Origin of the sequence: Geomonas diazotrophica, assembly GCF_018919385.1 — a bacterium.
Lineage (GTDB): Bacteria > Desulfobacterota > Desulfuromonadia > Geobacterales > Geobacteraceae > Geomonas > Geomonas diazotrophica.
On record NZ_JAHLMF010000015.1, the window covers coordinates 121,007 to 139,288 of the forward strand.

Below are 18,282 nucleotides of genomic sequence, written 5' to 3' on the forward strand. Positions count from 1 at the left end.
GCGGATGGTGGCGAATCAGCTGGCGTAGCTCAATTGGTAGAGCAGCTGACTTGTAATCAGCAGGTTGCGGGTTCGAGTCCCATCGTCAGCTCCAGATTGAAAACTTAATAGCCTCACTTCTGTCTGGAGGGATTCCCGAGCGGCCAAAGGGAACAGACTGTAAATCTGTCGTCATCGACTTCGGAGGTTCGAATCCTCCTCCCTCCACCATACAAACTGCAGATGAGATGAGCGTCTGCTCAATCCAGGAGACCTTAGCGGGTCGCTGGTACTGGTTGGGTCGAGAACGATTCGAGTCAAAAAACTTCAGAGCAGGGAATTGGCGGGAATAGCTCAGTTGGCTAGAGCATCAGCCTTCCAAGCTGAGGGTCGCGGGTTCGAGTCCCGTTTCCCGCTCCAAAAACAGAATATGCCCACATAGCTCAGTAGGTAGAGCACTTCCTTGGTAAGGAAGAGGTCACCGGTTCGAATCCGGTTGTGGGCTCCACTCCCCTTCTAGAAAAAAACATTCACATAAAAGCTGTAGTAGATACATCAGGGAGGATTCCTCATGGCTAAAGCTAAATTCGAAAGAACTAAACCGCATGTAAACATAGGGACCATCGGTCACGTCGACCACGGCAAGACCACCCTGACCGCAGCTATCACCAAGGTGCTCGCCGGCAAAGGCCAGGCCGAGTTCAAGGCCTTCGACCAGATCGACAACGCTCCGGAAGAGCGTGAGCGCGGCATCACCATCGCCACCGCACACGTCGAGTACGAGACCGACAAGCGTCACTACGCACACGTCGACTGCCCGGGCCACGCCGACTACGTCAAGAACATGATCACCGGTGCTGCGCAGATGGACGGCGCGATCCTGGTTGTTTCCGCAGCTGACGGCCCGATGCCGCAGACCCGCGAGCACATCCTGCTCGCACGTCAGGTCGGCGTTCCCTACATCGTCGTGTTCCTGAACAAGGCCGACATGGTGGACGACGAGGAACTCCTCGAACTGGTCGAGCTGGAAGTTCGCGAACTCCTCTCCTCCTACGACTTCCCGGGCGACGATATCCCGATCATCAAGGGTTCCGCTCTGAAGGGTCTCGAGGGTGACAAAGGCGAGCTGGGCGAGCAGGCCATCATGAAGCTGATGGACGCCGTCGACGCCTACATCCCGGAGCCGCAGCGCGCCATCGACAAGCCGTTCCTCATGCCGGTCGAGGACGTGTTCTCCATCTCCGGTCGCGGCACCGTCGCCACCGGTCGTGTTGAGCGCGGCATCGTCAAGGTCGGCGAGGAGGTCGAGATCGTCGGCATCAAGGCCACCACCAAGACCACCGTCACCGGCGTCGAGATGTTCCGTAAGCTCCTCGACGAGGGTCGTGCAGGCGACAACATTGGCGCCCTGCTGCGCGGTGTGAAGCGTGAAGAGATCGAGCGCGGCCAGGTTCTTGCCAAGCCGGGCTCCATCACCCCGCACACCAAGTTCAAGGCAGAAGCCTACATCCTGTCCAAGGAAGAGGGCGGCCGTCACACCCCGTTCTTCAACGGCTACCGTCCGCAGTTCTACTTCAGGACCACCGACGTTACCGGCGTGGTTGACCTCGAGGCCGGCGTGGAGATGGTTATGCCGGGCGACAACGTCTCCGTGACCGTCAACCTGATCACCCCGATCGCAATGGACGAAGGTCTGCGCTTCGCAATCCGCGAAGGCGGCCGTACCGTCGGTGCAGGCGTCGTAGCCTCCATCATCGAGTAGGACCTGACGGGTTCTTTGAGTTCCGGAAGGATCGGGACGCGAAAATAGTTTGAAAAGGACGAAAGAAAATGCCTAGAGACATCATCACCCTTGGCTGCACCGAGTGCAAACAGCGTAACTATACCACCACGAAGAACAAGAAGAATACGCCTCAGAAGCTGGAGTTCAACAAGTACTGCCGCTTCTGCCAGAAGCACACGCTGCACAAGGAAACCAAATAGTTTGATTTGGGGTTCCCGGATCTCTCCGGGGACCCTCGCCGCAGGCCAGTAGCTCTAACGGCTAGAGCACCGGTCTCCAAAACCGGGTGTTGGGGGTTCGAATCCCTCCTGGCCTGCCATTTTTTTTTATCTTCACGAAGTGAGGAGTGACAAGTGCTCGCGAAAGCCAAGACTTTTTTTGAGGATGTACAGGCGGAGCTCGCCAAGGTGACTTGGCCGACCCGTAAAGAGACTTTCTCTACTGCTCAGGTGGTTGTCGTCATCATCGTGATCATCTCACTTTACCTTGGCGTCTGCGACGTGGTCCTTACTAAGCTCATCAAGTCGATACTCCGCTAGAGGACTCATCAAATGGCACACAAATGGTACGGCGTACATACCTACTCCGGCTTCGAGAACAAGGTGCGGCTCTCGCTTGCAGAGCGCATCAAGAATCTCGGCATGGAGGAGTTCTTCGGCGAGATCCTGATCCCGTGCGAAACCGTCGTCGAACTTAAGAAGGGGGAGAAGAAGACTTCTTCCAGGAAGTTCTTCCCCGGATACATCCTGGTGAACATGGAACTTAACGACGACACCTGGCACGTGGTCAAGGAGACCGCGAAGGTGACAGGGTTCGTCGGTGGAAACAACCCCTTCCCGATTCCGGACGACGAGGTCAACAAGATCACCAAGAGGATGGAAGAGGGGGCCGAGAAGCCCCGTCCCAAGGTCCTCTTCGAAGTGGGCGAGACGGTCAGGGTCATCGACGGTCCCTTCCTCAACTTCTCGGGCGTGGTCGAGGACGTCAAGCCGGACAAGGGGAAACTCAAGGTCATGGTAAGCATCTTCGGGCGCGCCACCCCGGTCGAGCTCGAGTTCATGCAGGTAGAAAAGCAGTAGGGCGACCTTCTGTTACCGATAGAAGCTTCAGGCAGTTCGAAGGAATGAAAAAGGAGTAGGAAAATGGCGAAAAAGATCACCGGTTACATAAAGCTGCAGGTACCCGCAGGGAAGGCAAACCCGTCTCCTCCGATCGGTCCCGCACTCGGTCAGCACGGCGTCAACATCATGGAGTTCTGCAAGGCCTTCAACGCGAAGACCCAGGCAGACGAAGGGACCATCACCCCGGTCGTGATCACTGTCTACGCCGACAGGTCCTTCACCTTCATCACCAAGACTCCGCCGGCTCCGATCCTCATCAAGAAGGCTCTCGGTCTGCAGAGCGGTTCCGCTACCCCCAACAAGACCAAGGTTGGCAAGCTGACCAAGGAGCAGGTGCGCGAGATCGCAACTAAGAAGATGCCCGACCTCAATGCCGCGAGCCTTGAGGCTGCCATGAAGACCATCGAAGGTACCGCGCGCAGCATGGGCGTTGAAATAGCTTAAGTTAAAGAGAGGGTTATCAGAAATGTCTATGTCAAAGAAGCTTAAAGAGGCTCGCGCCAAGGTCGACAGGACCAAAACCTATCCCCTGACCGACGGCCTTGAGCTCGTGAAGAGCTCGGCTTATGCGAAGTTCGACGAGACCGTCGACTTGGTGGTGAAGCTGGGCGTCGACCCGCGTCACGCCGACCAGATGGTGCGCGGCGCTGTCGTGCTCCCCAATGGCCTCGGCAAGGACGTGCGCGTCCTGGTTTTCGCCAAGGGCGAGAAGGAGAAGGAGGCCCGCGAGGCCGGTGCCGATTACGTCGGTGCCGACGACCTGGTCGCCAAGATCCAGGAAGGGTGGTTCGAGTTCGACACCGCCATCGCTACCCCGGACATGATGGGTGTCGTGGGCAAGATCGGTAAGCTCCTCGGTCCCCGCGGCCTGATGCCGAACCCGAAAGTCGGCACCGTCACCTTCGACCTGGCTCGCGCCATCAAGGAGTCCAAGTCCGGTAAGGTCGAGTTCCGCGTCGAGAAGGCTGGCATCGTGCATGCGCCGGTCGGCAAGGTCTCCTTCAGCGCCGAGACCCTCAGGCAGAACGTGGTCGCCCTGGTGGAAGCCCTCCAGAAGGCGAAGCCGGCTGCAGCAAAGGGCACCTACATGAAGAAGGTTGCCGTGTCCTCCACCATGGGCCCGGGCGTCACCATCGATCTCGCTGACATCAGCGCGATCTTGAAATAAAGAGCAGTACCGCTGTAAAGCCAAAGTCAAAGACAGTGGGTGCCTAGAAACAGATAAAGATTGAGATAAAGATTGAGGTTTCCTTAGTCTTAATCCTAGTCTTAATCTGCTCCTCAGGTTTAAATGCCTCCGGGCGGCCAACCGAGACTTGCAGATGTTGCGCGAAAATGCATGTTCCGCAACTTCCTGACTTTGGCGGGGTTCCGTACCCGTATACCAAAAGAAAGGAGGAAGGCGCTTGAATAAGGAAAACAAACAAGAACTTGTTGCCGAGATGCACGACAAGCTCCAGAGGGCGCAGGCGGTATTCCTCGCGGATTTTCGCGGGATGAACGTCGGCCAGGCCACCGAGCTCAGAAATGAACTCAGGAAAGCCAACGCGGAGTACAAGGTCGTCAAGAACACCCTGCTCGAGATCGCTTCCAAGGGGACCGACAAGGAAGGTCTGTCGCAGTACTACGCAGGCCCCACCGCCATCGCCCTTTGCTACGATGATCCCGTCGCAGCGGCCAAGGTGCTGTCCCGCTTCAACAAGGAAAACACCAACCCGTTTACCTTGAAAGCTGGCGTACTCACCGGCAAGACCATCAACGTGGCTGAGATCCAGGCTCTGGCAGACCTGCCGAGCCGCGAAGTGCTTATCGCTAAGATGCTGGGCAGCATGCAGGCACCGGCAAGCAACTTCGTACGTGTTCTCGCGGCTGTCCCGGGCGGTTTCGTACGCGCGCTGGAACAGATCAGGATCCAGAAGGCTGCCTAGTCGCAGTCACCGACAATTTTCGCTTTAAACATCTAACAATATTCTCTGGAGGAATAAGAAATGGCTATCACCAAAGAAGAAGTAATCAGCTTCATCGAAAACATGTCCGTCCTCGAACTTGCCGGCCTCGTGAAAGAGCTCGAAGAGAAGTTCGGCGTTTCCGCAGCAGCTCCGGTTGCTGTGGCTGCTGCTGGCCCGGCTGCTGGCCCGGCTGAAGCTGCTGAAGAGAAGACCGAGTTCGACGTCATCCTGAAAGCTGCTGGCGCTAACAAGATCGCTGTCATCAAGGTCGTTCGCGGCCTGACCTCCCTGGGCCTCAAAGAAGCCAAGGACCTGGTCGACGGCGCTCCGCAGCCGGTCAAGACTGGCATCTCCAAAGAAGAAGCTGCCGACGCACAGAAGCAGCTGGTCGAGGCAGGCGCAGAAGTGGAAGTTAAGTAAGCTGTTCTGCACCGATCTTTACCAAAGCCAAGGTCGCTTTTTGCGGCCTTGGCTGTTCTATTTTAGTTTGAGGCCGCTTCACCCCGCAGCCACGTCCGACCAGAACAGCAGGAAATTCAAGGGGGTGGAGGTCTTCCAAGGCGTTCACCACAAGGAGAAGATATGGCTTATTCAATCGCGAATAACCCCCTGTTGCGCAAGAACTTCGCCAAGATCCACAAGATCATCGACATACCGAACCTCATCGACATCCAGAAAAATTCCTACAAGAGATTCCTCCAGCTCGACACTCCCGTAGACGCACGCAAGAATTCCGGCCTGGAAGCCGTGTTCAGGAGCGTGTTCCCGATCAGGGACTTCAGCGATACCGCTTCGCTTGAGTACGTTTCGTATTCGCTGGGCGCGCCGAAGTACGACGTCGAGGAGTGCCACCAGAGGGGGATGACCTTTGCCGCGCCGATGAAGGTGAAGGTACGGCTGGTAGTGTGGGATGTGGCGAAGGACCCCGGTACCAGATCGATCCGCGACATCAAGGAGCAGGAGGTTTATTTCGGCGAAATCCCGCTGATGACCGACAACGGGACCTTTATCATAAACGGCACCGAGCGCGTCATCGTGAGCCAGCTGCACCGCTCGCCGGGCGTGTTCTACGACCACGACAAGGGCAAGACCCACTCCAGTGGCAAAGTGCTCTACTCGGCCCGCGTGATCCCGTACCGCGGCTCGTGGCTTGACTTTGAATTTGACCATAAAGACATCCTTTATGTTCGCATAGACAGGCGTCGCAAGATGCCGGCCACCGTCCTGCTGAAGGCCCTTGGCTACTCCAACGACGCGCTGATCAACTACTTCTACAAGTCCGAGGAAGTGAGGGTCGGTGAAAACGGCGCCATGACGAAGCTCGTGGACGCGGAACTCCTCTCCAACCAGAAGGCCACCGCCGACATCGTGGACCCGGGCACCCAGGAGGTCATCCTCAAGGCGAACCGCAAGTTCACCAAGGCGGCCCTCCGCAAGATGGCCGAGCACGGCATCAAGGAGATCCCGATTGCCGAGGAGGAAGTGGTCGGCAAGGTCGCTTCCCACGACATCTACGATCCGGCCACCGGCGAGATCCTGGTCGAGTGCAACGAGGAGATCACCCAGGCGAAGCTCGAGGAGATGGTCCAGAAGGGGATCACCTCCTTCCAGGTGCTCTTCATCGACAACCTGCACGTCACCTCCAGCTTCCGCGACACCATCCTGATCGACAAGATCGGCTCCACCGACGAGGCGCTGATCGAGATCTACCGCCGCCTGCGTCCGGGCGATCCGCCGACCCTGAAGAGCGCGCTGGTTCTCTTCGAGAACCTGTTCTTCAACGCGGAGCGCTACGACCTCTCCGCCGTCGGCCGCCTGAAGCTCAACTACAAGCTCGGCGTGGACGTGCCGCTTGACTGCATGACGCTCACCCGCGAGGACATCCTCGAGGTGGTGCGCTACCTGATCGAGCTGAAAAACGGCAAGGGGAACATCGACGACATCGACCACCTGGGCAACCGCCGCGTGCGCGCCGTGGGTGAACTCCTCGAGAACCAGTACCGCATCGGCCTGGTCAGGATGGAGCGCGCCATCAAGGAGCGCATGAGCCTGCAGGAAGTCGAGAACCTGATGCCGCACGACCTGATCAACTCCAAGCCGGTTTCCGCCGTCGTGAAGGAGTTCTTCGGTTCCTCGCAGCTCTCCCAGTTCATGGACCAGACCAACCCGCTCTCCGAGGTCACGCACAAGCGTCGTCTCTCGGCTCTCGGACCGGGCGGTCTTACCCGCGAGCGCGCGGGCTTCGAGGTCCGCGACGTACACCCGACCCACTACGGCCGCGTCTGCCCGATCGAGACCCCGGAGGGGCCGAACATCGGTCTGATCGCGTCGCTCTCCACCTACGCGCGCATCAACGAGCACGGTTTCGTCGAGACGCCGTACCGCGTTGTCAAGGAAGGGAAGGTGACCGACGAGGTCCGCTTCTTCTCCGCGCTCGAGGAGGAAGGGCACGCCATCGCACAGGCCAACGCCGAAATGGATGAGACCGGCCGCTTCATGGCCGATTACATCTCCGCCAGGAAGTCCGGCGAGTTCGTGCTGGTCGGCCGCGACGAGCTGGAGCTCATGGACGTCGCCCCGATGCAGTTGGTCTCGGTCGCGGCCTCGCTGATCCCGTTCCTCGAGAACGACGACGCGAACCGCGCACTCATGGGTTCCAACATGCAGCGCCAGGCGGTGCCTCTCCTGCGCGCCGACTCCCCGCTGGTCGGTACCGGCATGGAGCGCGTCGTGGCCCGCGATTCGGGGGTTTCCTCGGTCGCCCGCCACAACGGCGTCGTGGAAAGCGTCGACGCCTCCAGGATCGTCGTCAAGATCGACGAGGACCAGTACGATGCCACCGGCACCGGTGTCGACATCTACAACCTGATCAAGTTCGCCCGTTCCAACCAGAACACCTGCATCAACCAGAGGCCGGTGGTGAAGGTGGGCGATCACGTGAAGGCCGGCGACATCATCGCCGACGGTCCTTCGACCGACATGGGCGAGCTGGCCCTGGGCCAGAACGTCCTGGTCGCCTTCATGCCGTGGGGCGGCTACAACTACGAGGACTCCATCCTCATCTCGGAGCGCCTGGTCAAGGACGACCGCTACACCTCGATCCACATCGAGGAGTTCGAGGCCGTCGCCCGCGACACCAAGCTCGGCAAGGAGGAGATCACCTCCGACATCCCGAACCTGGGCGAAGAGACCCTGAAGGACCTGGACGAGTCCGGCATCATCAGGATCGGCGCCGAGGTCCGCCCGGGCGACATCCTGGTCGGCAAGATCACCCCGAAAGGCGAGACACAGCTCTCCCCTGAAGAGAAACTGCTGCGCGCCATCTTCGGCGAGAAGGCGGGCGACGTGCGCGACACCTCGCTCAGGGTTCCGCCGGGGGTCGAGGGCACCGTCATCGGCGCCAAGATCTTCTCCCGGAAGGGTGCCGACAAGGACGCCCGTACCGAGATCATCGAGAAGGCCGAGGAGCAGCGTCTCAGGAAGGACGAGCAGGACGAGATCCGGATCATCCGTGATTCGGCCATCGGCAAGCTGAAGAAGCTGCTGGTGGGCAAGACCGCCGCCGTGAAGATCGAGGGCACCGACGGCAAGGTGCTGATCCCGAAAGGGGCAGCCATCACCGAGGAGATGCTGAAGTCCTTCTCCATGGACCGTTGGGACGAGATCTCCATCGCCGACGACGACACCATCGACGAGAAAGTGGCGCAGACCCTGGCCACCTTGAACCAGCAGATCGACATCATCAAGTACGTCTTCGACGACAAGGTGCAGAAGCTGCGCCGTGGCGACGACCTGCCGCCGGGCGTGATCAAGATGGTCAAGGTCTACATCGCCATCAAGCGCAAGCTGCAGGTGGGCGACAAGATGGCCGGCCGTCACGGCAACAAGGGTGTCGTCTCGAGGATCCTCCCCGAGGAGGACATGCCGTACATGGAAGACGGTCGTCCGGTCGAGATCGTCTTAAACCCGCTGGGCGTTCCGTCCCGTATGAACGTGGGACAGATCCTGGAGACGCACCTGGGGTGGGCCGCTCGCGGCCTGGGGTGGAAGATCGAGGAGTTCCTCGAGAAGAACACCCCGCACGACGAGGTGAAGCGTTTCCTGAAGGGCGTGTACCACGATCCGGAAATGCACCGCTTCATCGACAAGCTCGAGGGGGAGGAGCTCATCAACGTGGCCAAGCGCTTAAAGCGCGGCGTCCCGATGGCTTCCCCGGTCTTCGAGGGGGCGAGCGAGGAGTCGATCCAGGAGATGATGAAGCACGCCGGGTTCGAGACCACCGGCCAGGTCACCCTGTACGACGGCAAGAGCGGCGACAAGTTCATGCACAAGGTCACCGTCGGCATCATGTACGTGCTGAAGCTGCACCACCTGGTCGACGACAAGATCCACGCAAGGAGCATCGGTCCCTACTCCCTGGTCACCCAGCAGCCGCTGGGGGGCAAGGCGCAGTTCGGTGGTCAGCGACTCGGGGAGATGGAGGTCTGGGCCATGGAAGCCTACGGCGCCGCCTATGCGCTGCAGGAGTTCCTCACCGTCAAGTCCGACGACGTGGCCGGCCGCACCAGGATGTACGAGGCCATCGTCAAAGGGAAGCACACCCTTGAGCCGGGCCTGCCGGAGTCGTTCAACGTCCTCATCAAGGAACTGCAGTCCCTTGGTCTCGACGTGGAGCTCCTGGAGAGCGACGAGGACTAGTAGCTGTCAGGCCGGTCCGACTAGTCTGACTAGTCGGGCTGGTCCGATGTCCGACGTCCGACAAGCTGCTTGAAACCGATAACGTAACTCCTACCGCTAAGGAGGAAAATACTTTGGAAGATATTTTCAATTTTTTCGATAAGCCGAAAGATCCGCTTCACTTCTCGTCCATCAAGATCTCGATCTCCTCGCCGGACAAGATCCGCGAGCGCTCCTTCGGGGAAGTGAAGAAGCCGGAAACCATCAACTACCGCACTTTCAAACCGGAGCGCGATGGCCTGTTCTGCGCCAAGATCTTCGGACCGACCAAGGACTACGAGTGCAACTGCGGCAAGTACAAGCGCATGAAGCACAGGGGCATCGTCTGCGAGAAGTGCGGCGTCGAGGTCATCCCGTCCAAGGTGCGCCGCGAGCGCCTGGGGCACATCGACCTGGCCACCCCGGTGGCGCACATCTGGTTCCTGAAGTCCCTGCCGTCCCGCATCGGCAACCTGATGGACATCACCCTGAAGGACCTCGAGAAGGTGCTTTACTTCGAGGCCTACGTGGTGACCGACCCGAAGGAAACCGGCATGCCGTTCGGCACCGTGCTCTCCGAGGACCAGTACCAGAAGGCCCTCGAGGAGTACAACTACGGCTTCGAGGCCGGCATGGGCGCGGCAGCAATCCGCACCTGCCTCACCTCGATGGACCTGGACCAGCTCTCCGAGCAGCTCCGCATCGAGATGCAGGAGGCAACCTCCGAGGCCAAGCGCAAGAAGACCGCCAAGCGTCTCAAGGTCATCGAGGCATTCAAGAACTCGGGCAACAAGCCGGAGTGGATGATCCTCGAGTGCATCCCGGTGCTGCCGCCGGAACTGCGCCCGCTGGTCCCCCTGGACGGCGGCCGCTTCGCTACAAGCGACCTGAACGACCTGTACCGCCGCGTCATCAACCGCAACAACCGGTTGAAGCGCCTGATGGAACTGCAGGCCCCCGAGGTCATCATCAGGAACGAGAAGCGCATGCTGCAGGAGGCGGTCGACGCGTTGTTCGACAACGGCCGTCGCGGCCGCGCCATCGCCGGTCCCAACAAGCGTCCGCTCAAGTCGCTCTCCGACATGCTCAAGGGCAAGTCGGGCCGCTTCCGTCAGAACCTGCTCGGTAAGCGTGTCGACTACTCCGGCCGTTCCGTTATCGTCGTCGGCCCGGAACTCCGCCTGCACCAGTGCGGCCTGCCCAAGAAGATGGCTCTCGAGCTCTTCAAGCCGTTCATCTACAACAAGCTCGAGGAGCGCGGCTTCGTCACCACCATCAAGAGCGCGAAGAAGATGGTGGAGAAGGAGAAGCCGGAGGTCTGGGACGTGCTCGAGGAGGTCATCAAGGAGCACCCGGTCATGCTGAACCGCGCCCCGACCCTGCACCGCTTGGGCATCCAGGCTTTCGAGCCGGTGCTCATCGAGGGGAAAGCGATCCAGCTTCACCCGCTGGTCTGCACCGCCTTCAACGCGGACTTCGACGGTGACCAGATGGCGGTCCACCTCCCCCTCTCCGTCGAGAGCCAGGTGGAAACCCGCGTGCTCATGATGTCCACCAACAACATCCTGTCGCCGGCGCACGGCAAGCCGATCATCGTGCCGTCCCAGGACATGGTCCTCGGCATCTACTACATGACCCGCGAGAAGCATTTCGCCCAGGGCGACGGCAAGATCTTCGCCTCCCCGGAAGAGGTGTCCATCGCCTGGGATGCGTCCGAGGTGCACCTTCAGGCCCGCGTCAAGGTCAGGATGAAGAACCTCCCGGCCGACGAGAAGCCGGCCCTGGTGGAAACCACCGTCGGCCGCGTGCTGCTGCGCGAGATCCTGCCGGACGCGGTGCCGTTCTCGGCCATCAACAAGGTGATGACCAAGAAGGAGCTCTCCAACCTGGTCGACACCTGCTACCGTCTGGCCGGCAACAAGGAGACCGTCATCCTCGCCGACAAGCTGAAGTCGATCGGCTTCCGCTACGCGGCGAAAGCGGGTATCTCCATCTCCATCAACGACATGGTCATCCCGGAAGGGAAACCGGCCATCATCAACCGCGCCACCGAAGAGGTGCAGGAGATCCAGAACCAGTACACCGAGGGTCTCATCACCGACGGCGAGCGTTACAACAAGGTCATCGACATCTGGGCCAAATCGACCGAGGACATCGCGAAAGAGATGCTGGACAACCTCTCCCGCGACACCATCACCGACCCGGATGGGAAGGAAGTCAAGGTACCGTCCTTCAACGCGATCCACATGATGGCCGACTCCGGCGCGAGGGGTAGTGCCCAGCAGATCCGCCAGCTGGCCGGGATGAGGGGACTCATGGCCAAGCCGTCCGGCGAGATCATCGAGACCCCGATCACCGCGAACTTCCGCGAAGGCCTCACCGTGCTGCAGTACTTCATCTCCACGCACGGTGCCCGTAAAGGTCTGGCCGATACCGCGCTCAAGACGGCGAACTCCGGTTACCTCACCCGCCGTCTGGTCGACGTCGCCCAGGACGCCATCATCACCGAGGAGGATTGCGGCACCATCGACGGCCTGACCGTCTCCTCCCTCACCGAGGGTGGCGAGGTCATCGAGCACATCGGCGACCGTATCCTCGGCCGCGTGGCCCTGGACGACATCCTCGACCCGGTCACCGGCGACGTGCTGGTGGCGGCCAACCAGGAGATCGACGAGACCCTGGTGGCGAGAATCGAGGCCGCCGGTCTCGAGAAGGTCAAGATCCGCTCGGTGCTCACCTGCGAGAGCCGCCGCGGCATCTGCGCCAAGTGCTACGGCCGCGACCTGGCACGCGGCCACCTGGTGAACCGCGGCGAGGCGGTCGGCGTCATCGCCGCCCAGTCCATCGGCGAGCCGGGCACCCAGCTGACCATGCGTACCTTCCACATCGGTGGTACCGCATCCCGTCGCGCCGAGCAGACCTCTCTGGAGTCGAGGAACGAGGGCTACGCCAAGTTCATCAACCTGCACTACGTAACCAACTCGGAAGGTCACCACATCGTTATGAACCGTAACGGTGAGCTGGCCATCGTGGACGAGACCGGGCGCGAGCGCGAGAAATACGGCATCGTCTACGGCGCCAAGATCAAGGTGAGCCCGGAAGAGAAGGTCACCCAGGGGCAGTCGCTGGCCGAGTGGGACCCGTACACCATGCCGATCCTCACCGAGATCTCCGGCCGCATCAAGTTCGGGGACGTGATCGAGGGCGTCACCATGGAGGAGCAGGTCGACGAAGTCACCGGTCTCTCCAGGAAGGTCATCATCGAGACCCGCGACGCCGACAAGCGTCCGCGCATCACCATCAAGGACGAGTCCGGCAAGACCGCCAAGATCGGCGAGAGCATGGCGCGCTACTACCTGCCGGTGGGCTCCAACATCAACGCGATGGAAGACACCGTGGTCGCCGCGGGTGACGTGATCGCCAAGATCCCGCGCGAAACCACCAAGACCAAGGACATCACCGGCGGTCTGCCGCGCGTCGCCGAGCTCTTCGAGGCCAGAAAGCCGAAAGACTTCGCGGTCATCACCGAGATCGACGGCGTGGTCGCCTTCGGCAAGGACGCCAAGGGCAAGCGTAAAGTCATCGTCACCCCGGAAGTGGGCGAGCCGAAGGAATACCTCATCCCCAAAGGGAAGCACATCAGCGTCCACGAAGGGGACCATGTCCGCGCCGGCGAGGCGCTCATGGACGGCTCCTCCAACCCGCACGACATCCTGCGCGTACTGGGCCAGAAGGAACTGGCCAAGTACCTGGTCGACGAGGTGCAGGAGGTCTACCGCCTCCAGGGCGTCAAGATCAACGACAAGCACATCGAGACCATCGTACGTCAGATGCTGCGCCGCGTCAGGGTGAAGGACGTGGGCGATACCAACCTCTTGATCGACGATCAGATCGAGCGTTGGGTGTTTGAGGAAGAGAACGAGAAGGCGATGGATAAGGGCGGGCGTCCTGCCACTGCAGAGTCCCTGCTCCTTGGCATAACCAAGGCGTCGCTCTCGACTGAGTCATTTATTTCTGCTGCTTCCTTCCAGGAAACAACAAAAGTCTTGACACAGGCATCAATAGAAGGTAAGGTCGACAGTCTGCGTGGTCTGAAAGAAAACGTGATCATGGGCCGCCTGATCCCGGCGGGTACGGGATTGGCTCTTTACCGCAACCTGCGCATGGTTGCTGAGGAGCCAGTAATCATTCCGGAGCCAGTTGAACCGGAAGATGAAGAGATCTACGAAGAAGAAGCCTAGTCCAGTATCCGGCCAGTGAGAGCGGGTTCCCCGCTTCACTGGCCGGCGTCTCACTTTTATCAAATAAAACTTGACAAGCACGTACGTTATTGCTATTTTCGTCGCTTCCGCGCGCGGGGTACGTCTGTGCGTGGAGAAGAAACGCGTGAGAGGAATGTATGCCAACTATTAATCAGCTTATTCGTCACGGTCGGGAGTCAAAGGGTGAAAAATCCACTGCTCCGGCACTCAGGAGCTGCCCGCAGAAGAGGGGCGTTTGCACCAGGGTTTACACCACAACCCCGAAGAAACCGAACTCCGCGCTTCGTAAAGTCGCCAGGGTCAGGCTTACCAACGGCGTCGAGGTGACCTCCTACATTCCGGGTGTTGGTCACAACCTCCAGGAACACTCCGTCGTCCTGATCAGGGGCGGCAGGGTAAAGGACCTTCCGGGTGTTCGTTACCACATCGTCCGTGGCACGCTCGACTCTGTCGGCGTCAAGGGTCGCATGAAGAGCCGTTCCAAGTACGGTGCGAAGAGGCCCAAGTAGCCGTACGGTGCAAAAAGACCCAAGTAACCGATTTTAAGTGAGAGGTTAAGACATGCCAAGAAGAAGAGAAGTAGCAAAGCGGGTGATCCTCCCGGATCCGAAATACGGTGACAGGGTGGTTGCCAAGCTGATCAATATAATCATGCTGGACGGCAAGAAGTCCACCGCTGAGAAAGCTCTCTACGGTGCCCTCGAGATCGCGGCTGGCAAGGCCGGCGACGAGCCGGTGAAGGTGCTCAAGAAGTGCCTGGACAACATCAAGCCGATGCTGGAAGTCAAGTCCCGCAGGGTCGGCGGCTCCACCTACCAGGTTCCGGTCGAAGTCCGTCCGGAGCGCCGCATGTCTCTGGCCATGCGCTGGCTGGTGAAGTACTCCAACGCCCGCAGCGAGAAGACCGTCACCGACAAGCTCGCCGGCGAGATCCTCGATGCCTACAACAACCGTGGTTCCGCGGTCAAGAAGCGTGAGGACACCCACAAGATGGCCGAGGCGAACCGCGCCTTCGCCCATTACCGCTGGTAGTTCACGGCGGCACCCATTTAGGCTTAGAAAGCAACTCGGAGGAACAGTAAGTGGCACGTCAGGTTTCGTTGGAAATGACCCGTAATATCGGGATCATGGCTCACATAGATGCAGGGAAGACCACCACCACGGAGCGTATTCTCTATTACACCGGTGTTTCCCACAAGATCGGCGAGGTCCACGACGGCGCCGCTACCATGGACTGGATGGAGCAGGAGCAGGAGCGCGGCATCACCATCACCTCCGCGGCTACCACCTGCAACTGGAAGGACCACCGTATCAACATCATCGACACCCCGGGTCACGTCGACTTCACCATCGAGGTCGAGCGTTCCCTGCGCGTTCTCGATGGCGCCGTCGCCGTCTTCTGCTCGGTCGGTGGCGTCGAGCCCCAGTCCGAGACCGTATGGCGTCAGGCTGACAAGTACCGCGTTCCGCGCATCGCGTTCATCAACAAGATGGACCGCATCGGCGCGGACTTCTTCCGCGGCATCGCCATGATCAAGGATCGCCTCAAGGCGAACCCGGTCGCCCTGCAGATCCCGATCGGGAGCGAGGAGAACTACAAGGGCCTCGTCGACCTGATCGAGATGAAAGGGATGGTCTTCAACGACGAGACCATGGGCGCCGTGTACGACGTGGTTGACATCCCGGCCGACCTGGTCGACCAGGCCAACGAGTACCGCGAGCTGCTCATCGAGGAAGTTTCCTCCCACGACGACGCCCTCATGGAGAAATACCTGGGCGGCGAGGAGATCAGCAACGCCGAACTGAAGGCCGCCATCCGTCAGGCGACCCTCGACATCAAGATCTGCCCGGTCATCTGCGGTTCCGCCTTCAAGAACAAGGGCGTGCAGCACCTCCTCGACGCGGTGCTCGACTACATGCCGGCCCCGACCGACATCCCCGCTATCCAGGGTGTCGACGCCAACACCGAGGCGCCCATCGAGCGCCACGCATCTGATTCCGAGCCGTTCTCGGCCCTCGGCTTCAAGATCATGACCGACCCGTTCGTGGGGCAGCTCTGCTTCTTCCGCGTCTACTCGGGCGTGATCCAGTCCGGTTCCTACGTGTACAACGCCACCAAGGGCAAGCGCGAGAGGATCGGCCGCATCCTGAAGATGCACGCCAACAAGCGTGAAGAGATCAAGGAAGTCTACGCCGGCGACATCGCCGCCGCGGTAGGCCTGAAATACACCACCACGGGCGACACCCTGTGCGACGAGAACCACGCCGTCATCCTCGAGTCCATCGAGTTCCCGGAGCCGGTTATCTCCATCGCCATCGAGCCGAAAACCAAGGCAGACCAGGAAAAGCTCGGTCTCTCCCTGGGCAAGCTCGCTTCCGAGGACCCGTCCTTCCGCGTCAAGACCGACGAGGAGACCGGCCAGACCATCATCTCCGGCATGGGCGAGTTGCACCTCGAGATCATCGTGGACCGTCTCTTCCGCGAGTTCAAGGTTGAAGCGAACGTCGGCAAGCCGCAGGTTGCCTACCGCGAGACCATCACCAAGAAGGTCAAGGCGGAAGGGAAGTTCGTACGTCAGTCCGGCGGTCGCGGTCAGTTCGGCCACGTCTGGCTCGAGATCGAGCCGCAGGAGGCCGGGAAAGGGTACGAGTTCGTCGACGCCATCAAGGGCGGCGTCGTTCCCCGCGAGTACATCCCGGCGGTCGACAAGGGTATCAAAGAGGCGCTGGACAACGGCGTCATGGCCGGCTTCCCGGTGGTCGACATCAAGGTCACCCTGGTCGACGGTTCCTACCACGAGGTCGACTCCTCGGAGATGGCCTTCAAAATCGCAGGTTCCATGGGCTTCAAAGAGGGTTGCGCCAAGGCATCCCCGATCATCCTGGAGCCGATCATGTCGGTGGAAGTCGTGGTTCCCGAGGAGTACATGGGCGACGTCATCGGCGACCTGAACTCCCGCCGCGGCCGCATCATGGGCATGGAAGGGCGCGCAGGCGCACAGGTCGTCACCGCGATGGTGCCGCTGGCCCAGATGTTCGGCTATTCCACCGACCTGCGTTCCGCAACCCAGGGTCGTGCGACCTACTCCATGACCTTCGATCATTACGAGCCGGTACCGAAGTCGGTTGCCGAGGAGATAGTAGCGAAGGCCAAAGGCTAAATAATTCAATTTCCCTACTGAGGAGGATTCCGAAATGGCAAAAGCTAAATTTGAAAGAACTAAGCCGCACGTAAACATCGGCACCATCGGCCACGTCGACCACGGCAAGACCACCCTGACCGCAGCTATCACCAAGGTGCTCGCCGGCAAGGGCCAGGCCGAGTTCAAGGCCTTCGACCAGATCGACAACGCTCCGGAAGAGCGTGAGCGCGGCATCACCATCGCCACCGCACACGTCGAGTACGAGACCGACAAGCGTCACTACGCACACGTCGACTGCCCGGGCCACGCCGACTACGTCAAGAACATGATCACCGGTGCTGCGCAGATGGACGGCGCGATCCTGGTTGTTTCCGCAGCCGACGGCCCGATGCCGCAGACCCGCGAGCACATCCTGCTCGCACGTCAGGTCGGCGTCCCCTACATCGTCGTGTTCCTGAACAAGGCCGACATGGTGGACGACGAGGAGCTCCTCGAACTGGTCGAGCTGGAAGTTCGCGAACTCCTCTCCTCCTACGACTTCCCGGGCGACGATATCCCGATCATCAAGGGTTCCGCTCTGAAGGGGCTCGAGGGTGACAAGGGCGAGCTGGGCGAGCAGGCCATCATGAAGCTGATGGACGCCGTCGACGCCTACATCCCGGAGCCGCAGCGCGCCATCGACAAGCCGTTCCTCATGCCGGTCGAGGACGTGTTCTCCATCTCCGGTCGCGGCACCGTCGCCACCGGTCGTGTCGAGCGCGGCATCGTCAAGGTCGGCGAGGAGGTCGAGATCGTCGGCATCAAGGCCACCACCAAGACCACCGTCACCGGCGTCGAGATGTTCCGCAAGCTCCTCGACGAGGGTCGTGCAGGCGACAACATCGGCGCCCTGCTGCGCGGCGTGAAGCGTGAAGAGATCGAGCGCGGCCAGGTTCTCGCCAAGCCGGGCTCCATCACCCCGCACACCAAGTTCAAGGCAGAAGCCTACATCCTGTCCAAGGAAGAGGGCGGCCGTCACACCCCGTTCTTCAACGGCTACCGTCCGCAGTTCTACTTCAGGACCACCGACGTTACCGGCGTGGTTGACCTCGAGGCCGGCGTAGAGATGGTTATGCCGGGCGACAACGTCTCCGTGACCGTCAACCTGATCACCCCGATCGCAATGGACGAAGGTCTGCGCTTCGCAATCCGCGAAGGCGGCCGTACCGTCGGCGCAGGCGTGGTTGCTTCCATCATCGAGTAAGAATAGAAAAACATACGGTTTGCAGATCCGGGTGTCCGGGAGGCCGCGCCAGTGTGCCTCCCGGATGCCATGGACTGTAAACTGAA

Annotated in this window: 14 protein-coding genes and 5 tRNA genes; all 19 read left to right on the forward strand. The window is 60.4% G+C overall.

The genetic code is table 11. From position 1 onward, the window contains the following. Positions 1-18: 18 nt before the first annotated feature. The 19 genes from KOM00_RS16475 (at position 19) to tuf (KOM00_RS16565) (ending at position 18,196) form a co-directional block, all read left to right on the forward strand. Positions 19-94: transfer RNA gene (locus KOM00_RS16475), tRNA-Thr, on the forward strand. A 31-nt stretch (positions 95-125) separates the two neighbouring features. Next, positions 126-210: transfer RNA gene (locus tag KOM00_RS16480), tRNA-Tyr, on the forward strand. Between the two features lie 112 nt (positions 211-322). After that, positions 323-399, forward strand: a tRNA-Gly gene (locus KOM00_RS16485). Positions 400-411: 12 nt separating this feature from the next. Next, positions 412-487 (forward strand) — tRNA-Thr (locus KOM00_RS16490). A 63-nt stretch (positions 488-550) separates the two neighbouring features. After that, entirely contained in the window at positions 551-1,741 is a 1,191-nt protein-coding gene (gene tuf / locus KOM00_RS16495; RefSeq protein ID WP_216500028.1) for an elongation factor Tu, read from the forward strand. Positions 1,742-1,809: 68 nt separating this feature from the next. Further along, positions 1,810-1,962, forward strand: coding sequence for a 50S ribosomal protein L33 (gene rpmG / locus KOM00_RS16500; protein WP_012529352.1), 153 nt, complete (start codon positions 1,810-1,812; stop codon positions 1,960-1,962). 42 nt (positions 1,963-2,004) lie between these two features. Beyond that, positions 2,005-2,081, forward strand: a tRNA-Trp gene (locus tag KOM00_RS16505). Between the two features lie 34 nt (positions 2,082-2,115). Beyond that, entirely contained in the window at positions 2,116-2,301 is a 186-nt protein-coding gene (gene secE / locus KOM00_RS16510; protein WP_199390446.1) for a preprotein translocase subunit SecE, read from the forward strand. 12 nt (positions 2,302-2,313) lie between these two features. Next, positions 2,314-2,841, forward strand: coding sequence for a transcription termination/antitermination protein NusG (gene nusG / locus KOM00_RS16515; RefSeq protein ID WP_216500029.1), 528 nt, complete (start codon positions 2,314-2,316; stop codon positions 2,839-2,841). Between the two features lie 63 nt (positions 2,842-2,904). Next, positions 2,905-3,327, forward strand: coding sequence for a 50S ribosomal protein L11 (rplK, locus tag KOM00_RS16520; RefSeq protein WP_216500030.1), 423 nt, complete (start codon positions 2,905-2,907; stop codon positions 3,325-3,327). A gap of 22 nt (positions 3,328-3,349) precedes the next feature. After that, positions 3,350-4,051, forward strand: a complete 702-nt coding sequence (rplA, locus tag KOM00_RS16525) for a 50S ribosomal protein L1 (RefSeq protein WP_216500031.1) — start codon at positions 3,350-3,352, stop codon at positions 4,049-4,051. A gap of 238 nt (positions 4,052-4,289) precedes the next feature. Beyond that, positions 4,290-4,811: a 50S ribosomal protein L10 gene (gene rplJ / locus KOM00_RS16530; protein ID WP_183350951.1), complete on the forward strand. Its 522-nt coding sequence runs from the start codon at positions 4,290-4,292 to the stop codon at positions 4,809-4,811. Positions 4,812-4,871: 60 nt separating this feature from the next. Beyond that, a complete protein-coding gene (rplL, locus tag KOM00_RS16535; RefSeq protein ID WP_216500032.1) occupies positions 4,872-5,252 on the forward strand; it encodes a 50S ribosomal protein L7/L12 in 381 nt (126 codons plus the stop codon). Between the two features lie 162 nt (positions 5,253-5,414). After that, the gene (rpoB, locus tag KOM00_RS16540) at positions 5,415-9,530 is read left to right on the forward strand and encodes a DNA-directed RNA polymerase subunit beta (RefSeq protein WP_216500033.1); all 4,116 of its coding nucleotides are present in this window, start codon (positions 5,415-5,417) and stop codon (positions 9,528-9,530) included. Between the two features lie 113 nt (positions 9,531-9,643). After that, a complete protein-coding gene (gene rpoC / locus KOM00_RS16545) occupies positions 9,644-13,789 on the forward strand; it encodes a DNA-directed RNA polymerase subunit beta' (protein WP_216500034.1) in 4,146 nt (1,381 codons plus the stop codon). Positions 13,790-13,947: 158 nt separating this feature from the next. Beyond that, positions 13,948-14,319 (forward strand): 30S ribosomal protein S12, encoded by a 372-nt coding sequence (rpsL, locus tag KOM00_RS16550; protein ID WP_015719175.1) that lies wholly within the window; start codon positions 13,948-13,950, stop codon positions 14,317-14,319. Between the two features lie 52 nt (positions 14,320-14,371). Further along, positions 14,372-14,842: a 30S ribosomal protein S7 gene (gene rpsG / locus KOM00_RS16555; RefSeq protein WP_129128342.1), complete on the forward strand. Its 471-nt coding sequence runs from the start codon at positions 14,372-14,374 to the stop codon at positions 14,840-14,842. Positions 14,843-14,892: 50 nt separating this feature from the next. Further along, a complete protein-coding gene (gene fusA, locus KOM00_RS16560) occupies positions 14,893-16,971 on the forward strand; it encodes an elongation factor G (protein WP_216500035.1) in 2,079 nt (692 codons plus the stop codon). Between the two features lie 34 nt (positions 16,972-17,005). Further along, a complete protein-coding gene (gene tuf / locus KOM00_RS16565) occupies positions 17,006-18,196 on the forward strand; it encodes an elongation factor Tu (RefSeq protein ID WP_216500028.1) in 1,191 nt (396 codons plus the stop codon). Positions 18,197-18,282 lie beyond the last annotated feature (86 nt).

Excerpts from the sequence above, each read along its gene's own strand:
- tuf (WP_216500028.1), top strand. The coding sequence starts at position 551 with ATGGCTAAAGCTAAATTCGAAAGAACTAAACCGCATGTAAACATAGGG.
- rpmG (WP_012529352.1), top strand. The coding sequence starts at position 1,810 with ATGCCTAGAGACATCATCACCCTTGGCTGCACCGAGTGCAAACAGCGT.
- nusG (WP_216500029.1), top strand. The coding sequence starts at position 2,314 with ATGGCACACAAATGGTACGGCGTACATACCTACTCCGGCTTCGAGAAC.
- rplK (WP_216500030.1), top strand. The coding sequence starts at position 2,905 with ATGGCGAAAAAGATCACCGGTTACATAAAGCTGCAGGTACCCGCAGGG.
- rplA (WP_216500031.1), top strand. The coding sequence starts at position 3,350 with ATGTCTATGTCAAAGAAGCTTAAAGAGGCTCGCGCCAAGGTCGACAGG.
- rplL (WP_216500032.1), top strand. The coding sequence starts at position 4,872 with ATGGCTATCACCAAAGAAGAAGTAATCAGCTTCATCGAAAACATGTCC.
- rpoB (WP_216500033.1), top strand. The coding sequence starts at position 5,415 with ATGGCTTATTCAATCGCGAATAACCCCCTGTTGCGCAAGAACTTCGCC.
- rpsL (WP_015719175.1), top strand. The coding sequence starts at position 13,948 with ATGCCAACTATTAATCAGCTTATTCGTCACGGTCGGGAGTCAAAGGGT.
- rpsG (WP_129128342.1), top strand. The coding sequence starts at position 14,372 with ATGCCAAGAAGAAGAGAAGTAGCAAAGCGGGTGATCCTCCCGGATCCG.
- tuf (WP_216500028.1), top strand. The coding sequence starts at position 17,006 with ATGGCAAAAGCTAAATTTGAAAGAACTAAGCCGCACGTAAACATCGGC.